The sequence below is a fragment of the Rhodococcus sp. B7740 genome (genome assembly GCF_000954115.1).
Taxonomy (GTDB): domain Bacteria; phylum Actinomycetota; class Actinomycetes; order Mycobacteriales; family Mycobacteriaceae; genus Rhodococcoides.
In genome coordinates this window covers 4,447,456-4,465,391 of record NZ_CP010797.1, presented here as the reverse complement: position 1 = coordinate 4,465,391, position 17,936 = coordinate 4,447,456, and the positions used below count along the sequence as shown (strand labels likewise).

The 17,936-nt window shown below is 65.3% G+C and carries 19 protein-coding genes and 1 pseudogene; 9 read left to right on the top strand and 11 right to left on the bottom strand.

Annotation, left to right across the window (positions count from 1 at the left end):
* Nucleotides 1-3: 3 nt before the first annotated feature.
* From NY08_RS20755 to NY08_RS20745, 3 genes are read right to left on the bottom strand one after another with little or no spacing between them, the layout of a single operon-like run.
* Nucleotides 4-468 (bottom strand): MarR family winged helix-turn-helix transcriptional regulator, encoded by a 465-nt coding sequence (locus tag NY08_RS20755; protein WP_045198516.1) that lies wholly within the window; start codon nt 466-468, stop codon nt 4-6.
* Nucleotides 465-1,067 (bottom strand): DJ-1/PfpI family protein, encoded by a 603-nt coding sequence (locus tag NY08_RS20750; RefSeq protein WP_045198514.1) that lies wholly within the window; start codon nt 1,065-1,067, stop codon nt 465-467. The genes NY08_RS20755 and NY08_RS20750 overlap by 4 nt, the downstream gene beginning before the upstream one ends.
* A 40-nt stretch (nt 1,068-1,107) precedes the next feature.
* Nucleotides 1,108-1,752: a hypothetical protein gene (locus NY08_RS20745; protein ID WP_045198512.1), complete on the bottom strand. Its 645-nt coding sequence runs from the start codon at nt 1,750-1,752 to the stop codon at nt 1,108-1,110.
* A 91-nt stretch (nt 1,753-1,843) separates the two neighbouring features.
* Between NY08_RS20745 and NY08_RS20740 the strand changes: the two genes are divergently transcribed.
* Both NY08_RS20740 and NY08_RS26510 read left to right on the top strand, forming a co-directional pair.
* Nucleotides 1,844-2,203 (top strand): ArsR/SmtB family transcription factor, encoded by a 360-nt coding sequence (locus NY08_RS20740; RefSeq protein WP_045198510.1) that lies wholly within the window; start codon nt 1,844-1,846, stop codon nt 2,201-2,203.
* Complete coding sequence (locus tag NY08_RS26510) at nt 2,200-3,237, top strand: TIGR03086 family metal-binding protein (RefSeq protein WP_082073904.1); 1,038 nt, start codon at nt 2,200-2,202, stop codon at nt 3,235-3,237. The genes NY08_RS20740 and NY08_RS26510 overlap by 4 nt, the downstream gene beginning before the upstream one ends.
* Here the strand turns inward: NY08_RS26510 and NY08_RS20725 are convergent.
* The 4 genes from NY08_RS20725 to NY08_RS20710 all read right to left on the bottom strand — a co-directional run bounded on the left by NY08_RS20725 (nt 3,234) and on the right by NY08_RS20710 (nt 7,192).
* Entirely contained in the window at nt 3,234-4,217 is a 984-nt protein-coding gene (locus NY08_RS20725) for an ABC transporter substrate-binding protein (RefSeq protein ID WP_082073903.1), read from the bottom strand. The two genes, NY08_RS26510 and NY08_RS20725, sit on opposite strands and share 4 nt — an antisense overlap.
* Nucleotides 4,218-4,261: 44 nt before the next feature.
* Nucleotides 4,262-5,407, bottom strand: coding sequence for an acyl-CoA dehydrogenase family protein (locus tag NY08_RS20720; protein WP_442970849.1), 1,146 nt, complete (start codon nt 5,405-5,407; stop codon nt 4,262-4,264).
* A gap of 69 nt (nt 5,408-5,476) precedes the next feature.
* Complete coding sequence (locus NY08_RS20715; RefSeq protein WP_045198506.1) at nt 5,477-6,298, bottom strand: SDR family oxidoreductase; 822 nt, start codon at nt 6,296-6,298, stop codon at nt 5,477-5,479.
* A 72-nt stretch (nt 6,299-6,370) separates the two neighbouring features.
* Nucleotides 6,371-7,192 (bottom strand): sulfurtransferase, encoded by an 822-nt coding sequence (locus NY08_RS20710; protein ID WP_045198504.1) that lies wholly within the window; start codon nt 7,190-7,192, stop codon nt 6,371-6,373.
* A 65-nt stretch (nt 7,193-7,257) separates the two neighbouring features.
* Between NY08_RS20710 and NY08_RS20705 the strand changes: the two are divergent.
* Nucleotides 7,258-8,403, top strand: a pseudogene (locus tag NY08_RS20705) (NADH:flavin oxidoreductase).
* Nucleotides 8,404-8,436: 33 nt separating this feature from the next.
* Here NY08_RS20705 and NY08_RS20700 read toward each other — a convergent pair.
* Both NY08_RS20700 and NY08_RS20695 read right to left on the bottom strand, forming a co-directional pair.
* Nucleotides 8,437-9,117, bottom strand: coding sequence for an HNH endonuclease (locus NY08_RS20700; RefSeq protein ID WP_052683894.1), 681 nt, complete (start codon nt 9,115-9,117; stop codon nt 8,437-8,439).
* A complete protein-coding gene (locus NY08_RS20695) occupies nt 9,114-10,763 on the bottom strand; it encodes a DUF222 domain-containing protein (protein ID WP_052683893.1) in 1,650 nt (549 codons plus the stop codon). Before NY08_RS20695 ends, NY08_RS20700 begins: the two co-directional genes overlap by 4 nt.
* Nucleotides 10,764-10,903: 140 nt before the next feature.
* Between NY08_RS20695 and NY08_RS20690 the strand changes: the two genes are divergently transcribed.
* Nucleotides 10,904-11,176, top strand: coding sequence for a hypothetical protein (locus NY08_RS20690; RefSeq protein ID WP_200893143.1), 273 nt, complete (start codon nt 10,904-10,906; stop codon nt 11,174-11,176).
* Here NY08_RS20690 and NY08_RS20685 read toward each other — a convergent pair.
* A complete protein-coding gene (locus NY08_RS20685; RefSeq protein ID WP_179275427.1) occupies nt 11,173-11,955 on the bottom strand; it encodes an IclR family transcriptional regulator in 783 nt (260 codons plus the stop codon). The two genes, NY08_RS20690 and NY08_RS20685, sit on opposite strands and share 4 nt — an antisense overlap.
* Before the next feature lie 143 nt (nt 11,956-12,098).
* On the opposite strand from NY08_RS20685, the gene NY08_RS20680 reads away from it, so the two are divergent.
* Both NY08_RS20680 and NY08_RS20675 read left to right on the top strand, forming a co-directional pair.
* Nucleotides 12,099-12,860 carry a CoA transferase subunit A gene (locus NY08_RS20680; RefSeq protein ID WP_045198502.1) on the top strand — a complete coding sequence of 254 codons (762 nt, stop codon included), beginning with the start codon at nt 12,099-12,101 and terminating at the stop codon, nt 12,858-12,860.
* Entirely contained in the window at nt 12,857-13,498 is a 642-nt protein-coding gene (locus NY08_RS20675; protein WP_045198500.1) for a 3-oxoacid CoA-transferase subunit B, read from the top strand. The genes NY08_RS20680 and NY08_RS20675 overlap by 4 nt, the downstream gene beginning before the upstream one ends.
* 68 nt (nt 13,499-13,566) lie before the next feature.
* On the opposite strand, the gene NY08_RS20670 is transcribed toward NY08_RS20675, so the two are convergent.
* A complete protein-coding gene (locus tag NY08_RS20670; protein WP_045198498.1) occupies nt 13,567-14,415 on the bottom strand; it encodes an aldo/keto reductase in 849 nt (282 codons plus the stop codon).
* A 54-nt stretch (nt 14,416-14,469) separates the two neighbouring features.
* On the opposite strand from NY08_RS20670, the gene NY08_RS20665 reads away from it, so the two are divergent.
* Genes NY08_RS20665 through surE form a run of 3 tightly spaced genes read left to right on the top strand, consistent with a single transcriptional unit; the run spans nt 14,470 to nt 17,887 of the window.
* The gene (locus NY08_RS20665; protein ID WP_045198497.1) at nt 14,470-16,143 is read left to right on the top strand and encodes a phospholipase D family protein; all 1,674 of its coding nucleotides are present in this window, start codon (nt 14,470-14,472) and stop codon (nt 16,141-16,143) included.
* 44 nt (nt 16,144-16,187) lie between these two features.
* On the top strand, nt 16,188-17,141 hold the full coding sequence (locus NY08_RS20660) for a 1-phosphofructokinase family hexose kinase (protein ID WP_045198496.1): 954 nt from the start codon (nt 16,188-16,190) through the stop codon (nt 17,139-17,141).
* On the top strand, nt 17,138-17,887 hold the full coding sequence (gene surE, locus NY08_RS20655; protein WP_045198495.1) for a 5'/3'-nucleotidase SurE: 750 nt from the start codon (nt 17,138-17,140) through the stop codon (nt 17,885-17,887). The genes NY08_RS20660 and surE overlap by 4 nt, the downstream gene beginning before the upstream one ends.
* Nucleotides 17,888-17,936: the final 49 nt, after the last annotated feature.

Here is a 17,936-nt window from a genome sequence, read left to right as displayed (position 1 = left end):
GAATTATGCACTGCCGCCGCGATAGTGCCGGGATGCCGCCAGGATCTTGCCGAGGGTGGCGGAGAAGGCACGCAGTTCACTCTCTCCCACAGCGGCTCCCACGGCATCGGACCATGCATGTTGCGCATCCCGCAGCTGTGCAACGGTGTCCCGCCCCTTGGGGGTGGGTTCCAACAGCTTTGCGCGCTTGTGGTTCGGGTTGTCGACGTAGACGGCCCAACCTTTGTCCACCAACAGATTTGCCGTCCGCTGCACACTCTGCCGCGCCAACCCGAGCCCGACGCGTCGCGCGATGTCGGCGACCGACAACGGCTCGTCCAGGGTGGCACCGAGAACCTGCCACCACGCCGGCGTCAGACCCGTCGGCTCCGTGATGTCGTGTGCGGCAGCGAGAAATTCGCCGTTGAGCTCGAAGACGGGCAACACCAACTCTGTCAGCGCATCGCCCTCGGGTGTGCGCCGCTTCATGCGTTCACGAGCTGGTCGTAGTACTTGCGATCCCCCGTCTTGTAGAGGCCGTACCAGGCATCGACGACGGGCTGCGGAAACACGTTCAACCGCTCGAATACCAGCTTCGCGAACTCGAGCGGGTTCACGCCTCCCGCGGTGATCACTGTGCCGTCGGACACTGCTCGGTCGTCCCGATAATGCTCGGCACCGCGGTATTCGATTGCTTGCGTGAGGAACTCGGCTGCATTCGAGGTGTGCGGCCTGTTGTCGAGCAGTCCGGTCCGGGCGAGCCCGTAGGTGGCACCGCAAATCGCCGCGATCGGTTTCCCCGCCGCAACCAGTTCGGCGGCCAGCGTCAGAACCGTGTCGTGCCCGGAGTTCCAAGTGTCCGCACCGGGCAGAATCAGGGCATCGAGGGTCGGAAGATCGGCGACCGAGACGTCGGGAACGATGCGGACACCTCCCATCGTTGTGACAGCCTCCCCGGCCTCGGAGGCGATGATCAGCCGGTTGGCGTCCGGGTCTTGTTCACGGGCCATGGCAAGTCCGGCGATGAGGTATCCGTACTCCCAGTCGGCCATGGCGTCGGTGGCATAGAGCGCAATGGTGGTGGTCATCGAACGTCCTCCGAGTAGATTGACAGGATGCTGTCAATCATCACTCGATTGACAGCAGACTGTCAATACCCGGAAGCACCCGAGTAGCTCGCTCGCGTGGACCCACCTCGTCGAGATAGATCCGGCACGCCGCGTGATAGCGCTGATCGAAGGCTCTACCTGCCGCTTCCGTGCCGCCGAGCGCATCCGCATCCCTGGCGACACCTCGGGCTCGCGCGAGTTCCATGGGGGTGTCGACGAAGACGGTGTAGTCCCAGCAGTCGGGCAGCGGCGGCCGATGGAGAAATGTTCCGTCCACGACCACGATCGCGTCGGTAGGCACCGGCTCAGGCGGATCTTCCACCGGCTCATCGGACGCCAGATCGATAATCCGACGCCGGATTTCGCCGCTTCCGTCCGGTCCCAACGGAATCAGCACGTGTGTTCGGAGCGCGTCGAAGTCGTAGGCATCCCGGTAGTAGCCGAGGGCCGACGCCCGACCCTGTCGGTAACGGTGGGCGCGCCGGTGATGAAAACCGTCCATCGTCACATGCAGGGACGGACGACCATGTGCTGCAACAGCATCCACGAGCCATCGTGCGCACGTGGACTTACCGGAAGCCGTCACTCCGTCGATGGCCACCCGGAGCGGATGGCCCGGAGCATGGGAGAGCACGTCTCGCACCATGTCATCACCGACGCTCATGGCCCAGGGTAGGCGATCCCTTTATCAACCAACTGGTTGACTACGTTCGGCGGGCGGCCTATTCTCGGCGGCACCACACAGCGAGGACACCATGGACGATCGAACAGAGCAGCTCAACAGGACGTTCGCGGCCTTGGCCGACCCGACGCGACGCGACATCGTCGCTCGACTCGCCCGGGCGGATGCGAACGTCAGCGAGCTGGCCGAGTCGTACGACATCAGCCTGCAAGCGGTGTCGAAGCACGTGAAGGTGCTCGAAGCGGCCGGATTGGTCACCCGCAGCAAGGATGCCCAGCGTCGTCCGGTGCATCTCGACGCCGAGGTGTTCGGCCTGATGACGAAATGGATCGAGCGTTATCGCCAGGAAGCAGAGCAACGGTATCGACGCCTCGATGCCCTGCTGGAAACCATCGCAGACGACAAGACCACCGAGACGAAGGAAGTGTCATGACCGCGCACGAAACCGAGATCGTTGCGGACGAGAAAGTCCCCACGATCGAGATCATTCGAGAGTTCGATGCGGCACCGGAGCGGGTGTTTCGCGCTCACATCGACCCCGAACTGTATCGCCAGTGGGTTGGTCCGCGATCGTTGACGACCCGAATCCTGAAGTGGCAGGGCCATACCGGAGGCGCGTGGGCGTTCGCCAACGACCGTGACGGTGAGGAAATTGCCTCCTTCTTCGGCAGCTTCCACGAGGTGCGCCCGAACGAACGCATCGTGTGGACCTTCACCTACGAGGGCCAGCCAGATTCGGTCGCGCTCGAGACGCTCACGTTCGAGAACCGCGAGGGCGGGGGCACGCTGCTCAGAGTGCTCAGTGTGATGTCGGACTTCGCCTCTCGCGACGGCATGCTCTCCAGTGGAATGGACGTAGGCGTGAAGGAGGGCTACGACAAGCTCGACGAGCTGCTCGGGCACAGCTCAGGTCCGGCCCAGCAGCACATGCAGGATGCGGCGCGGTTCAGTGAGCTCGCCGCGTCCGCATCGACCGAGGACTGGTCACGCCCGAGCCCGGTATCAGGCTGGGCCGCAATCGATGTCGTGAAGCACCTGATCGAGTGGTCTCGCGGTTTTCTCGCCGGCGGGGCCGGTATCGAACTGCAGACTCTGGACGTCGAAGCCGACCCGGCCGCGGCCTGGACCCAGCACGTCGCAGACATCCAGGCAATTCTCGACGACCCCGCCGGCCGGATTCTGAGCAACCCGCACACCGGAGACATGCCGGTGGACAAGGCGATCGAGATGTTCTATACCGCCGACGTCTGGATGCACTCCTGGGACCTGGCGAAAGCCCTTGGCCGAGAGCCGGATCTGGGTCAGGAGCGCTGCGCTGCAGCCCTGGAGGCCATGCGACCGATGGAGCAGATGTTGCGGGACAGTGGGCAGTACGGCCCCGCCGTCCCTGTCGCCGACGACGCATCCCCACAGGACAAGCTGATGGCGTTCATCGGCCGGGACCCGGCTTGGTCACCCCGGAGCTAAGTCGCCACCGCCTCGAGTTGTGGCCGAATCTTGTTCAGCGAGTGCTCGACCGACGCCTTCGACGGTGTATTGAAACCGACGACCGTAGCGTAGTCCACCACGGCTACTCCACCACCCGCCGCCGCAGGCAGAGTCGAGAATCCCGGAAGCTTCTCCAGGTCTTCCCGCGTTCCCCCGTTGGGAAGCATCACGACCAGATCGGCCGTCAACACGTCGAGACGCTCGGGGCTGAGCACGATGCGTCCGTGCGAGATGTCGGGTGAATCGACCAGACTCTGCGGCACACTGAGCCCGATGCTGCCGAACACCTGGGCAGCGCCGTCTTCGGGGTCGGCGACGACAGCAAGCTGCTGGGAGTCGAAGACGAACTGAGAGAGCACCGCTGTCTTTCCGTCGAGTCCCGGATAGTCCTTCTTGATGTCGTCGGTGACGGCGTGGCCCTCGTCGATGATTCGCCGAGCGTCGTCTTCCCGATCGAGCACAAGGCCGAGGGTCTCGATCTGCGATTCCCAGGTCTCGACCCTGTCCGACTTGGGCAAGATTGTCGGTGCGAAATCCGCCAGACCTTCATACGGTTCGATCGACGCGATCCCCGACACCAAGATCAGATCCGGCTGCAGCGCCGCGATCTGCTCGGTCGGCACCGCACCGTCCATCTGGCCGACTGCAGCCGGGTCGAGCATCTCGGCATCGGAACTCACTGCCGACTGCCAGGGGTAGAGCCCACGTTCGTCGCCGTTCGATCCGGCAGAGACGTACCCGACGGGTTGCACATCGAATTCCAGCAGCGCGTCGACCCACTGCTGCCCGAAGGCGACTATGCGCTCCGGCGTTCCCGTGATCTGTGTCGGCCCGGCAAGTGTGTCGATCGTGACGGTGCGGGCGTCGGTTCCGGCGTCGTCGGCTGCCCCGCTACTGCACGCGACCGGCGCCGACGCGGTTGTCAGAACGAGCACACACCCCAGGAATGTCCGTTTCATCCGCAGAAGTTAGCACAGGCTCACCTTGCTACGGTGGGCTACCTTCACAGGTATTTCTTCAGCTCCATCTTCGCGATGGACATCTTGTGCACCTCGTCCGGACCGTCGGCGAGCCGCAGCGTGCGGATGTGCGCGTACATCATCGCGAGCGGGAAGTCGTTGGATACTCCGCCTCCGCCGTGAACCTGGATGGCACGATCGATGATCTTCAGCGCCATCTCCGGTGCCGCAACCTTGATGGCGGCGATCTCGGTACGCGCTTCCTTGTTCCCGACGGTATCCATCAGGTACGCGGCTTTGAACGTGAGCAGTCGAGTCTTCTCGATCTCGATGCGCGCCTCGGCGATCCAGTCCTGGATGTTCGCACGCATCGCCACCGGCTTGCCGAACGTCACTCGCGATACCGCACGGCGACAGAGCAATTCGAGTGCACGCTCGGCCACGCCGATCGTGCGCATGGCGTGGTGGATCCGGCCCGGCCCCAAGCGGGCCTGGCTGATGGCGAAGCCCTCACCCGGTCCCTTCAGCACATCCTTCGCCGGCACCCGCACGTCCTCGAAGAGCACCTCGGCGTGGCCTTCGCGGTCGATGTACCCGAACACCGGCAGGTTGCGCAGCACCGTGACACCGGGTGCGTCGATGGGTACCACCAGCATCGACTGCTGGCGGTGCGTGGCCGCCTCGGGATCGGTCTTGCCCATCACGATGAGCACCTTGCAGTTCTTGTGCATCGCATTGGACGTCCACCACTTGCGCCCGTTGAGAATGAAATCGTCACCGTCGCGCTCCATCTTCATCGCGATGTTGGTGGCATCGGAGCTGGCCACGTCGGGCTCGGTCATCGCGAAGGCAGAACGAATGGTGCCGTCCAGCAACGGCTTCAAGTACTTCTCTTTGTGCTCGTCGGTGCCGAAGAGCGTGAACACCTCCATGTTGCCGGTGTCCGGAGCGTTGCAGTTGCATGCCTCGGGAGCGAGCAGGCTGCGGCCCATGATCTCGGCCAGCGGTGCGTATTCGAGGTTGGTCAGGCCCGGGCCCCACTCGGGATGCGGGTGGAACAGATTCCACAGTCCACGCGAGCGCGCTTCCTTCTTCAGGTCCTCGATGATCGGCGGCTGAAAGTGTGGGTCACCCGACTCGAGCATCTGCTGCTCGTACACTGCCTCGGCCGGATAGATGTGAGAGTCCATGAACTCCAACAGATCCGACTCGTACTTCTTCGCGCGGTCGGAGGTCTCGAAAAATGCCACGGTGGGCCCCTATCGGTTGTTGTCGAGCAAGCTGTCCTGGTAGCGACGCATGCCGCGCAACCACCGGTCGTAATCGGCACCCTTGTTGCGGTACATGTCCAGTACGTTCTCGTGCGGCAGGATCAGGAACTGCTCGCGGTCCATTGCGACGAGCACCACATCGGCGACGTCGAGCGGTTCGAGCACGGCACCGGCACTGAGAACCGCGGCAGTTGCCGCCGCTCCCAATGCATCTCCGGATTCACGTCCCTCGTAGAGCAGTTTGGTGTTGACACCCATCGGGCACAGGCAGCTGACGCGGATGCCACGGTTGCCGTAGGTGACGTTCATCCATTCGGCGAATCCGACCGCCGCGTGCTTGGTGGTCGCGTAGGTCGCCGAGCCGATCTGGGTGAGCAAGCCGGCCGCGGACGCGGTGCTGACGAAGTAGCCCTCGCCGCGTTCGAGCCAACCCGGCACCAGCAACTGCGCGGCGCGAATGTGCGCGCGCACGTTGACGTCGAACGAGAGGTCCCAGTCCTGCTCGGCGACGTCGAGTCCGGGTGCGCCGCTGATGCCTGCGTTGGCGAAGTAGAGATCGACGGGTCCGAACGAATCCTCGGCCACCGCGATCAGCCGTCGAATGTCCTCGCTGTTCGACGCATCCGCCGCAGCGGCGACGGCCGTTCCCGGCCGATCGCGTTCGATGGCGTCGACCACGGACCGGGCCGTGGACTCGTCGAGGTCGGAGACGACGACGCGTGCCCCGTGTTCGGTGAGCCGGGCAGCGATGGCACCGCCGATTCCGCCACCACCCCCGGTGACGATGGCAACTCTGCCTTCAACCTTCATGCCCCAGGTATAGTTGAAGTCAGTTTCAAGTTCAACCCTGGTTGCATGAACGCGCTGCTCAGGGCACGTGTCTTACGCCCGTGGGCGCGCCGGATCGGTGATCCATCCCGACCACGACCCCGGGTACAACGCCGCATCGATGCCCGCCAACTCGAGCGCGAGAATTTGATGTGCCGCAGTCACCCCCGATCCGCAGTAGACGGCGACGTCCTTCCCCTCGGGTACGAGTCCACCGAATGTGCCATCGAGTACCTCGGGAGGCAGGAAACGCCCATCCGCATCGACGTTCTCGGTCGTCGGACGATTGACCGCACCGGGGATGTGACCGGCGACGGGATCCACCGGCTCCACTTCTCCACGAAACCGTTCTGGTGCGCGGGCGTCGAGCAGGATGTTGTTCTGCGCGAAGTCGAGCACATCGTCGACATCGAGGACGCGTGCGAGCGATGGTCGGGCGGTGAACGATCCGGCCGCCACGATCGACGGCTCGGTCCCGATCGGAAATCCAGCTGCGACCCACTGGGCGAGGCCACCGTCGAGGACCCGAACGTCGCGGTGCCCGAAGTAGCGCAGCAGCCACCACGCGCGCGCCGCGGCCGTTGCTGGGCCTGCGTCGTAGACCACCACGGAGGAGTCGTCGTCGATCCCGGCACCGCGCATCGCTGCGACGAACGTCTCGGCGTCGGGCAACGGGTGGCGTCCGCGACTGTCGGGCGGAGCCGCCAGCTCCGCGTCGAGGTCCACGAATTGCGCGCTCGGGATGTGGCCGGCTTCGTATCCGGCTCGGTCGCTGCCGGTGAGGAGCGTGAAGCGGACGTCGAGGACGACCGGGCCGCGCCCCATCTCGAAGAGGTCGTGCAGTTCGGCGGCAGAGATCAGCGGCGAAGGGCTCATAAGGCTTCGACGCTAACAGCCTCGCGTCGGGAATAGCTCGGTGTCGATGCAGGTTGCCCGCAGGCGTGACCGAAACTGCATCCACCACACAGCATCTGTCCACCGCCGGGCTTTTCGAGCCGTTCGAGGTCAAATCGCTGAAGCTGCGCAACCGCTTCGCCATGGCCCCGATGACGCGCGCTTTTTCCCCAGACGGCGTCCCCGGTCCCGATGTGGCCGAGTACTACCGCAAACGCGCTGCCGGTGGCACGAGCCTCATCATCACCGAGGGCACCTACATTCCCGATCCCGCCGCCGGCCCTCACACCCGCGTCCCGCGGATCTACGGTGACGCCAGCCTCGAGGGCTGGAAGGGCGTCGTCGACGCCGTGCACGCCGAGGGCAGCGCCATCATCCCGCAGCTGTGACACCTCGGGGTCGAGCGCGGCACCGAACCCCGCCTGTTCCCGGACGTCACTACCGTCAGCCCGTCGGGGATTGCACTCGACGGTTCTTCGGTGGGTCGAGCATTCACCGACACCGACCTCGACGAACTCACCTCGCAGTGGGTACAGGCCGCGGTCAACGCGAAGAACACCGGTTTCGACGGCCTGGAGCTGCACGGCGCGCACGGGTATCTGCTCGACGAATTCCTTTGGGCCACAACCAACGTACGCGACGACGAGTTCGGCGGTTCCCTCGAAGCTCGGACGCGCTTCCCGGCGCAGGTCGTCGCCGCGATCCGCGCCGCGGTGGGCGAGGACTTCGCCATCGTGTACCGATTCTCGCAGTGGAAGAGCAATCACTTCGACGCCAGGATCGCACAGAACCCCGAGGAACTCGGACGAGTCCTGACTCCCCTGGTCGACGCCGGAGTGGACATCCTGCACGCCTCGACCCGTCGCCACTGGGATCCGGCATTCCCGGAGCTGGACGGCAACGACGGAAAGCTGGGCTTGGCCGGGTGGACCCGCAAGCTCACCGGCGTTCCGACGATCACTGTCGGATCGGTCGGCCTCGACTCGGTGTTCACCTCGGCATGGTCGGAGGACGCCGCATCCGGTGTCACCGGACTCGACGCGCTGGTCGGTCAGTTCCAGGACAACGAATTCGATCTGGTGGCCGTCGGACGTGCGCTGCTGTCCGACCCCGAGTGGGTGAACAAGGTCGGAGACGGCCGCGTAGACGAGCGCATCGAATTCACCCGCGACCACATTCAGCACCTGATCTGACCCAGCGGGCACTGGTATCCACGGCAGCATCGCCTAGAACGGCGGTGCTGCCGTGTCGTCTGTCTCGGGCCGTTGGTTGTCCGTTGGGTCGGGGTAGGCGATGATGCCGGAGTTTCCCGGTTGGGTGGGGATGTGTGGTCTGAGGTCGTTTCCGAGGATGGGGACGGCTGTGCCGTTGGCGGGCAGGGTGATTCGGGTGGTCTTCGATGTCGATGTCCACAGGATCGCTCCGCCGGGGAGCATGACGGCTTTCCAGTAGCCGGCGGTCTTGACGCAGTGGTGGTACTCGCACAGGCACTGCAGATTGCCCACGGTGGTCCAGCCGCCGCCGAGGGGGTTGCTGTGGTCGAACGGGTTCACGTGGTCGAGTTGGCAGCGGGCGGCGGGGCGGTGGCAGCCGGGGAAGCGGCAGTGTTTGTCGCGGAACCGGACCGCTGCGGCGGTGAGGGCGTCGGGTCGGTAGATCAGGGCCCGGTCGGTGAGGGGGTCGCGGGGTACCGACTTTCCGAGGGTGGGGTCGGCGGCGATGGCGGCTTCGAGTGCGGCGGCGAGGGAGGCGTTGCCGAGATAGAGGCCCCCGGGTGTGCGGCTTACCGGTGTGTGGATCGTGCGGCTGTTGGGCCGGATTGCGAAGGGCAGGTCGAGGGCAGAGCTGTGCCGTGTGCCCCGGCCGACAGGAGTATGGGTACAGAACAGCGCTGCGGCGGAGGTCAACGATTGCGTCCGCCGTTGCCTGTCCGCGCCTGCCCCGGTCTCGGTCTCGGTCTCGGTCTCGGTCTCGGTCTCGGAAGGAGCTGAACGGGCAGAGGTGTCCCCCGCTGGATCCTCCGTCTGATTGTGCATCGAAGTCGGTGACGTCGCCGTGCCCGGTTCCGGCGAGATAACTGTTCCTGGCGTGGGGCCCGTTGTCGGTGGTGGTACTGATGTCGGCGGGACCGTCCCGGGTCGCTCTGAAGCAGAGCCTGTTTCGGTTCGGTCGGGTGCAGTGCCGGACTCCGGTGAGAGCATGGGCCCAGGCGCTTGCGCTGCGTCGGAGCCACTGCCGGAATCGGTTCCGGGTCGGATGCAGATTGAGCTGCCGACACCGGTGCAGCTGGGGTGGTTGATTCGATGTCAGGCTCACCGCGCGCAGCGGATCCGTCCGACGGATCCGCCTCCGGGGCAGTGGTCGCATCGGAGTCGACATCATCGGAAGTGCTTGTGGTCAAGCAGGACTCGGCCTCGGTCTCGGGTTCCGAGTCGGTCTCAGGTTCCGAATCGGTCTCGGGTTCCGACTCGGTCTCGGTCTCGGGCTCCGGGTTGCTGTCGGTGCGGCTGTGGGTCTCGGTAGCGCGTCTTCCCGACGCAGTGTTCGTCCCTGAGTCTGCGTCCGTGTCCGCTGTCGCTGCCGACCCTGAGTCCTGTTCCCGAGCTCGGGTTTTCGGTGTTCGTTCCCATTCCCCGGTTTCCGGGTTCTGCACAGCCAGTCCGAGTTTCTCGGCGAGGGTAACTGCTTCGGTGAGCAGGATCTGCCACTGACTGCTGCGCGCCAACTCCCGAGCGAGATCAGGATCGATGGAACCGTGCCCGGCCAGATACGCAGGGTTCGCAAGCAACCCGATCAGGGTGGCTATATCGACCGTGACCATCGTCAACGGCACCCGCCGATCGGGCAACACCGCATCCGCCTTCGGGCAGTCATCCCGTCGGCACAGGCACGCCAAGCGCGATTCACCGTGCATGCGGGCCATGAACGCATCGCACAAGCGTTCCTTCTTCCCGCGCGGATCTTTCGGGCACAAGGTGTCGGCCATCTCCTCGAGCAACTGCCACGCAGCGGCAGCTTCCGGAGCGGTCAACTCCGCCCGGATCCGCGCCAGTTCCCCGGCCGGGGTGTAGGTGACGGTCCGGAACCTCTTCGCGAACTCGCGTAGTGCCGCTGCTTCTTCCGGGGCGACCCGCAGCAGGATGTCCCAGATCTCCTTCTCGAGCGGACCCGGTGACAACCGGTGGGCTGCTTCGACGACCTCGGCTTCGACGGAGGTGACGATGTCGTCGGAGAGGTTGTCGAGGATCCGGCACACCGTCCGCACCCGCGGAAGGTCGACCTCACCGCCCTCGAATGCTTTCCGTAACAGGGGCAGTCGGGTGTGCAGGGCGACGCCGACCGAGATATACGATTCGGCGACCGTCGCCGAGCACCCCAACGCGACGGCCATTTCGGTGCGCCCGTACCGGCTGTAATGCTTGCACTCGATGTCGTGGGTGATCCAGCTCCGATGGACCTCGTAACAGGCGGTGATCTTGCGGGCCGCCTGCCGATTCTCCGCACGCGCAGCAGCAGTCAACGCCTCCAATGACACGGTCGGTACAGCACCCATCTTCCCCCCCCGGTGAGCCGAAACAAGAACGCATGTTCGAACAAGAAGAACAGTAGCCCGGGCCACCGACAAAAATGCTGGAGCCGAACAGCAGGCGACTGACCTGCCATTGTTCGCCGCGTCGTTCTACACTCCACCCCATGAGCGAGCCTGATTTCACGGCGTCCGAGATGGCCGAGTTGCGAGCTCGGGCACACGAGGGCGATCACGACGCCCTCGACCAGTTGGTCGAACTCGCAGGTTCTCGAAACGACCTCGACGAACTCCGCTCTCTCGCCGATGCGGGCAGCAGCGATGCCGTCGACATCCTCGTCGAGCTCGCCGGTGAACGCGGCGACCGCGAGGAGTTGCAGCGGTTGGCCACCGCAGGCAGTCAGGACGCCGCGGACATTCTCGAAGAGATGGACAGTTAGCCGGGGCTGGGACGCTCCCCCAATTGCACGGTCAGTCGGTGGGCGGCGTCGAGCAGCAGCTTGCCCAGCTCACGTCGTCGATCATCACGGAATCGCGTCTCGACACCCGTCAGGCTCAGCGCCCACGCAGGACCTCCGGCACGGTCGAACACGGCAGCACCGAGACCCCAGCTGCCCTCCACCAGCAATCCAGGATTCACGGCGAACCCCGTTGTCCTGGTGAGTCCCACGCGATGTCGAATCGCGTTGTCCGAGTGCGTCTCTCCCCACTCGGGAACCAAGTCGACTCCACCCAGGTACTCGTCCACCTCCCGATCGGGAAGGTGAGCGAGAATGGCCAGACCTGCGGACGCCACCCCGAGCGGAAGCCGAATCCCCTCGTACAACACGTGCGAACGCAGCGGAAAGCTCCCCTCCACTCGAAGCAGGCACACGGTCTCCGCTCCGCGCCGGACCGACAGGAACGCACTCTCTCCGCTCTCGGCAGCCAACGCCTGCACTATCTTTCGAGCCTGGTCGGTGATGTCGTAGCGCAATGCCGCCATCGACCCGAGCAGGTAGATCTCCGGGCCCAGTGACCAGTGGCCGGTGGCGGCGTCGCGGTCGATGAACCCTTGGTCGGCCAGAGACGCCAAGAGGCGATGTGCAGTCGGTCGCGCGATACCGGTCGCCCGAGCGAGCGCGGTGGTCGAGGCACCCGACGGCTCCTCGCTTCCCGCCGCGCGCAGCAACGAACAGATCTTGCCGATCACACTTGCGTTGGCTTCCGCTGAGGTCACCCGCCCATAGTACGTCCACTCAGTGGACGCCGAGCCCGCATCCGTTCACCGAACGAGCAAAAACCAGCATTCGCCGGATCCAAATACACAGCTCAGGTTCACTGGGTGCAACGTTTGCTCAACGAACACATCAGGAGCTGCAAGTGACTGGAAAGACCTACGCGTCCGCCGCCGAGGCGGTCGCGGACATCGGCCGAGGAGCGACCATCGCGGTCGGTGGCTTCGGATTGTGCGGCATCCCCGACGCCCTCATCGAGGCCATCGCGAACACCGACGCCACCGAGCTCGAAGTGTTCTCCAACAACTGCGGCGTCGACGGCTACGGGCTCGGAATCCTGCTGGCAGCCGGACGCATTCGCCGTGTCACCGCGTCGTATGTCGGTGAGAACAAGGAGTTCGCCCGCCAGTACCTCGCCGGCGAACTGGAGGTCGAGCTCACCCCGCAGGGCACGCTCGCCGAGCGACTTCGCGCCGGCGGCAACGGTGTTCCCGCGTTCTTCACTCCGGCCGGAGTGGGCAGCCCCATCGCCGACGGCGGAATGCCGTGGCGCTACGCCGCCGACGGATCCGTCTCGATCGCGTCGCCGCCCAAGGAGACTCGGGTGTTCGGCGACAAGCGCTACGTTCTCGAGGAGTCCATCAATGCCGACTTCGCACTGGTGCACGCCGAGATCGGTGACACCGCAGGCAATCTCGTGTTCGACAAGACGGCGATGAACTTCAACCCCCTCGCCGCGATGGCAGGCAAGATCACCATCGCGCAGGTCGAGAATCTCGTCGAGCCGGGCGAGATCGATCCGGCCCACGTACATCTTCCCGGAGTGTTCGTCCAACGTGTCGTGCACACCGGGCCACAGGACAGGCGCATCGAAAAGCGCACCGTCAGTTCAGGAGTTCGAGCATGAATACAGGGTGGACACGCGACCAGATGGCCGAACGCGCCGCAGCGGAAATGGTCGACGGGGAGTACGTCAATCTCGGCATCGGACTGCCGACGTTGATCCCGGGGTACCTCACCGACGCGGTCAAGGTCACCCTGCACTCGGAGAACGGCATCCTCGGCACCGGGCCGTACCCCACCGAGGACGAGGTCGACGCCAATCTCATCAACGCGGGCAAGGAGACGGTCACCGTCAATCCCGGTGCCGCGTACTTCGATTCGTCGTTGAGCTTCGGCATGATTCGCGGTGGCCACATCGACACCGCCGTGTTGGGCGGCATGCAGGTCTCCCGCACCGGCGACCTCGCCAACTGGATGGTGCCCGGCAAGATGGTCAAGGGCATGGGCGGTGCGATGGACCTCGTGCACGGTGCCCGGCGCGTCATCGTCGTCATGGAACACACCGACCGCGACGGGAACCCGAAGATCCTCGACGCCTGCACTCTGCCGTTGACCGGACAGGGCGTCGTGAATCGCATCATCACCACCCTCGCCGTCATCGACGTCGTCGGCGACGGTACCCTCGCACTGGCCGAGCTCGCACCCGGTGTCACTTCCGAAGAGGTCACCGCCGCAACGGGATCCGCACTCACGATCCCGTGACACAGATGTCGTGATACCACTGTGGGCTCGAACGTATCGACAACGTTCGAGCCCACAGTTCGAGGTATCTAGTCCGGAATCATGTCGAAGGTGTCCGGGTTCGGGCCGTTACGGCCCTGTTCACCCTTGTCCAGGGCCGTGATGGCGTCGACGTCGGCGGAGCTGAGCTCGAAGTCGAAGATCTCGAAGTTGGCCTTGACACGCTCCGGCGTCACCGACTTCGGGAAGATGATGTTGCCCCGCTGAATGTGCCAGCGCAGCACCACCTGAGCGACGGATTTGCCTGTCGCGTCGGCGATTCGCTTCAGTTCGGGGTCGCCGAGAACGTTGCCCTGAGCGATCGGCGACCACGCCTCGGTGGGGATGGCGTGCTCACGGCCGTAGGCCCACACGTCGTTGTTGACGAAGTACGGGTGCACCTCGATCTGGTTCACCGCGGGGACCGTCTCGGTCTCCTCCGCCAACCGGTCGAGGTGGGCGGGCTGGAAGTTGGATACGCCGATGTTGTGGGCGCGCCCGTCGGCGACGAACTCCTCCAACGTCTTCCAGGTGGAGACGAAGTCGCCGTCGTAGCGAGTCGGGAGCGGCCAGTGGATCAGAAAGAGGTCCACGTAGTCGGTTCCGAGGTCGCTGAGGGTCTTGTCGAATGCCGTTCGCGCGTCGTCGGGCTTGTGGAAGCCGTTGTTGAGCTTGCTGGTGACGAAGACCGACTCGCGGTCGAGGCCGGAATTGCGAATGCCTTCGCCGACCTGCTTCTCGTTGCCGTACATCTCGGCCGTGTCGATATGGCGGTAGCCGATTTCTAGTGCCGTTTCGACAGCCTTCGCCGTCTCGTCGGGATCGATCTGGAACACGCCGAAACCGAGCTGCGGGATCTGCTTGCCGTTTCTGAGCGTGACGTTGGGTACCTGAGTCATGACGCTCGGGTGCCCGCCCTCTCGGTGCTTCAAACCGGATGAAATGATGCGGTCGTGATAGTGCAGCGCATCCGGCGCGTCGTCGACCGTGTCTCCGAAAGCCTCGGCCGATCCTCCTCAGCCTTGATCTCTCCTGAGCGGCACTTCGACCCCGCTCATCCGTGGTTCCTCACTGCCACCGAACGCGGCAACGACGACACTCGAATCACGGCCTGGACCGAGGGCAACCGCGTCCAGAATCTCGTGCATGGCAAGACGTACTTCGCGGCGTTGGCGAAGGCGCTCGCGAAGACCGAGCGCGACGATCTGGTGCTCTTCACCGACTGGCGCGGCGACCCGGAGCAGATGCTCACCGACGACGGAGTGACCGTCGAGGATGCGCTCGCCGACGTCGCGCACCGCGGTGGTGTCGTCAAAGGCATGGTGTGGCGCTCGCACATCGAGACGCTCGGTTTCACCGGACCGAAGAATCGCAAACTCGCCCTTCGCCTCGAGGAGGCCGGTGGTGAGGTGATCCTCGACCAGCGCGTGCTGGTGACCGGAAGCCACCACCAGAAGTTCGTGGTCGTGCGGTACGGCAGGAAAGATCTGCCCGACATCGCGTTCGTCGGCGGAATCGATCTGGCCCGTGCCCGACGCGATGACGCCGATCACTTCGGCGATCCTGTCTCACGTCCCTTTCCTCCAGAGTACGGCGAGATTCCCGCGTGGCACGACGTGCAGGTGCAGCTCGAGGGCCCAGCGGTGCGGGACGTCGAGGACGTCTTTCGCGAGCGGTGGGAGGATCCCGGAGCCCTGTCCCGACTGCCGTGGCACGCGATACCCGACATGATCCGAGGCGTGACGCGTGAGCCGTCGGAACTGCCGCCTGCGGCACCGGCTCCGGAACCTCGGGGCACGTGCTCGGTGCAGCTGTTGCGCACGTACCCCAGGCGGCGTCCCGCCTACCCGTTCGCGACCAAGGGCGAGCGCAGTGCAGCCCGGGCGTACGCCAAGGCACTCGACCGCGCCACCGAATTGATCTATATCGAGGATCAGTACCTGTGGTCGGTCGACGTCGCCCGCGTGTTCGCGGTTGCGTTGCGTCGCAAGCCGAACCTGAAGCTGGTGGTGGTGGTTCCCAAGCACCTCGACGACGACAGCGCACTCACCATTCCCTCTGCGCTGCTGGGGCACTCGGCCGCGCTCGAGGTCATCCGCGCTGCCGGAGGTGATCGCGTACTGGTTCTCGACATCGAGAACGACCGCGGGATACCTGTGTACGTGCACTCGAAGGTGTGCATCATCGACGACGTGTGGACCGCGGTGGGCTCGGACAACTTCAATCGTCGTTCGTGGACCCATGATTCGGAGCTGACGGCGGCCATCGTCGACGAAGAACGCGACACCCGCGAGCCCCTCGACCCCGCAGGCCTGGGCGACGGTGCCCGTACCCATGCCCGCAACCTGCGCCTGGAGCTCATTCGCGAACACCTCGGCCGGGCCGATGGTGACGACGCCGACCTGGTGGATCCACAGCAGTTCTTCGATGCGATCTCGGCCTGTGCGACGGCACTCGACGAATGGCACCGCAACCCGTCCTCGGGCCCGCGCCCGACCGGCAGGCTGCGCCGACACGAGATCTCCGTGCCGCCCGTCTGGCAGCAGCGACTCGCTGCGTTCGCGTACCGGCTGTTCGTCGACCCCGACGGCCGCCCGATCGGAATGCGCCTGCGTCGTCGCTTCTGACGTGCTTGCCGTTTCGGACCTGACATATCGGGCATTCGCCCTCGATGCCCCCCTCCCCTCGCGAACTCAGTGCTCTCGTCTTCGCCCCATCCCCACTGTTGACGGTGACCCTCGACCGAGCCCCCAACGGCAACACCGAACTGCACGTGCACGCAGGCGGCCAAGGCCATTGGATCGCCCGGATGGCCACGGTGCTCGGCCTCGACGTGACACTGACGGGAGTGTTCGGCGGCGAGATCGGGGGCATTCTTCGCGACATCGTCGAGCGGGAGGGCATCACCGTCGTCTCCGTCGACATCGGCCAGGAGAGCGGCTCGTACGTTCACGATCGCCGCAGCGGTGAGCGCGAGATCCTGGCCACCGTCGACCCGCCGCCGCTGGCCCGGCACGCCCTCGACGACCTGTTCAGCGCCGCCCTCGCAGCCGGTGCCCGCAGCGACGTCGCCATTCTCGGCGGACCGCACGAAGACGACATCGTTCCGCCCGAGGTGTACGAGCGGCTGTGCGCGGACCTCACCGCCCTGGGCAAGACGGTGGTGGCCGACCTCTCCGGACCGACCATGATCGCCGCGCTCGCCGGCGGCCTGACGGTGCTCAAGGTCAGCCACGAGGACCTCATCGCCGACGGCCGGGCCGAGTCCGAGGACCCGGCGCACCTGATCGACTCGATGCGGCAAATGCACGACGACGGCGCGGAGATCGTCGTGATCTCGCGGGCCGGAGATCCAGCTCTGGCGCTGGTCGACGGCGACGTGCTCGAGATCGTCACGCCGGGGCTGCGCATGGTCGATCACCACGGAGCAGGCGATTCGATGAGTGCAGGCATCGCCGCGGGGCTTGCTCAGGGACTGTCGGTCCCCGAGGCGTTGCGACTCGGCGGTGGAGCGGGCACGGCCAACGTCACGCGCCGTGGCCTTGGTAGCGGGCGACGCGACCTGGTTCTCGGCCTCACCGAGGCGGTGGAGGTTCGTCCGTACGAGAAGGCAGGCAAGAAATGAGAGCCCTGATCACCAACGACGACGGCGTGTCCAGTGAGGGCATCGCCCTGCTCGCACGCGTGGCAGTGGAAGCCGGTCTCGACGTCGTCGTCGCCGCGCCGCACGAGGAGCGCAGCGGGGCCAGCGCGTCCTTGACGGGCATGGGCGTCGACGATCACCTCGGTATCGGATCCGTCGCCATTGCCGGTCTTCCCGACGTCCCGGCCTACGCGGTGCAGGCGTCACCCGCTCTCATCGCGTTCGTGGCCACCCGCGGGGCGTTCGGCGACCCCCCGGATCTGGTGCTCTCCGGAATCAACCACGGACCGAACACCGGTGCCGCCGTATTGCATTCGGGCACGGTCGGAGCCGCTTTGACGGCACTGACGCATCGGGTCCCGGCAATGGCGCTGTCGTCGATCGCCACGGAGCCCACCCATTGGGCGACGGCCGAGCACGTGGCCCGCATCGCGGTGACGTGGATGATGTCCCACGGCCCGTCCGATGCCGTCGTCAACGTCAACGTCCCGGACGTTCCGCTCACGGAGTTGGCGGGAATCGTGCCCGCATCTCTGGCCCGTTACGGCGCGGTCCAGGCCGAAATAGGCGATCGCGGGGAGGATTTCGTCACCGTTCGTTTCGACGAGATCCGAGCCGAGGACGACGATTCCGACGCGTCGCTGTTGGCCCGCAACTGGGCGACGTTGACGGCGATCCGTCCGCCCAGCGAGGTGGAGGGAATCGACCTGTCGGCGATGCGCAGCTGACCTGTTTCGTTCGAGCTCACCGAGATGTGTCGGTGAGCTCGTGCACACT

What these genes read in the sequence shown, in the direction of transcription:
- NY08_RS20755 (WP_045198516.1), bottom strand. Translation starts at nt 468, where the DNA reads ATGAAGCGGCGCACACCCGAGGGCGATGCGCTGACAGAGTTGGTGTTG.
- NY08_RS20750 (WP_045198514.1), bottom strand. Translation starts at nt 1,067, where the DNA reads ATGACCACCACCATTGCGCTCTATGCCACCGACGCCATGGCCGACTGG.
- NY08_RS20745 (WP_045198512.1), bottom strand. Translation starts at nt 1,752, where the DNA reads ATGAGCGTCGGTGATGACATGGTGCGAGACGTGCTCTCCCATGCTCCG.
- NY08_RS20740 (WP_045198510.1), top strand. Translation starts at nt 1,844, where the DNA reads ATGGACGATCGAACAGAGCAGCTCAACAGGACGTTCGCGGCCTTGGCC.
- NY08_RS26510 (WP_082073904.1), top strand. Translation starts at nt 2,200, where the DNA reads ATGACCGCGCACGAAACCGAGATCGTTGCGGACGAGAAAGTCCCCACG.
- NY08_RS20725 (WP_082073903.1), bottom strand. Translation starts at nt 4,217, where the DNA reads ATGAAACGGACATTCCTGGGGTGTGTGCTCGTTCTGACAACCGCGTCG.
- NY08_RS20720 (WP_442970849.1), bottom strand. Translation starts at nt 5,407, where the DNA reads ATGGACTCTCACATCTATCCGGCCGAGGCAGTGTACGAGCAGCAGATG.
- NY08_RS20715 (WP_045198506.1), bottom strand. Translation starts at nt 6,298, where the DNA reads ATGAAGGTTGAAGGCAGAGTTGCCATCGTCACCGGGGGTGGTGGCGGA.
- NY08_RS20710 (WP_045198504.1), bottom strand. Translation starts at nt 7,192, where the DNA reads ATGAGCCCTTCGCCGCTGATCTCTGCCGCCGAACTGCACGACCTCTTC.
- NY08_RS20695 (WP_052683893.1), bottom strand. Translation starts at nt 10,763, where the DNA reads ATGGGTGCTGTACCGACCGTGTCATTGGAGGCGTTGACTGCTGCTGCG.
- NY08_RS20690 (WP_200893143.1), top strand. Translation starts at nt 10,904, where the DNA reads ATGAGCGAGCCTGATTTCACGGCGTCCGAGATGGCCGAGTTGCGAGCT.
- NY08_RS20675 (WP_045198500.1), top strand. Translation starts at nt 12,857, where the DNA reads ATGAATACAGGGTGGACACGCGACCAGATGGCCGAACGCGCCGCAGCG.
- NY08_RS20670 (WP_045198498.1), bottom strand. Translation starts at nt 14,415, where the DNA reads ATGACTCAGGTACCCAACGTCACGCTCAGAAACGGCAAGCAGATCCCG.
- NY08_RS20660 (WP_045198496.1), top strand. Translation starts at nt 16,188, where the DNA reads ATGCCCCCCTCCCCTCGCGAACTCAGTGCTCTCGTCTTCGCCCCATCC.
- surE (WP_045198495.1), top strand. Translation starts at nt 17,138, where the DNA reads ATGAGAGCCCTGATCACCAACGACGACGGCGTGTCCAGTGAGGGCATC.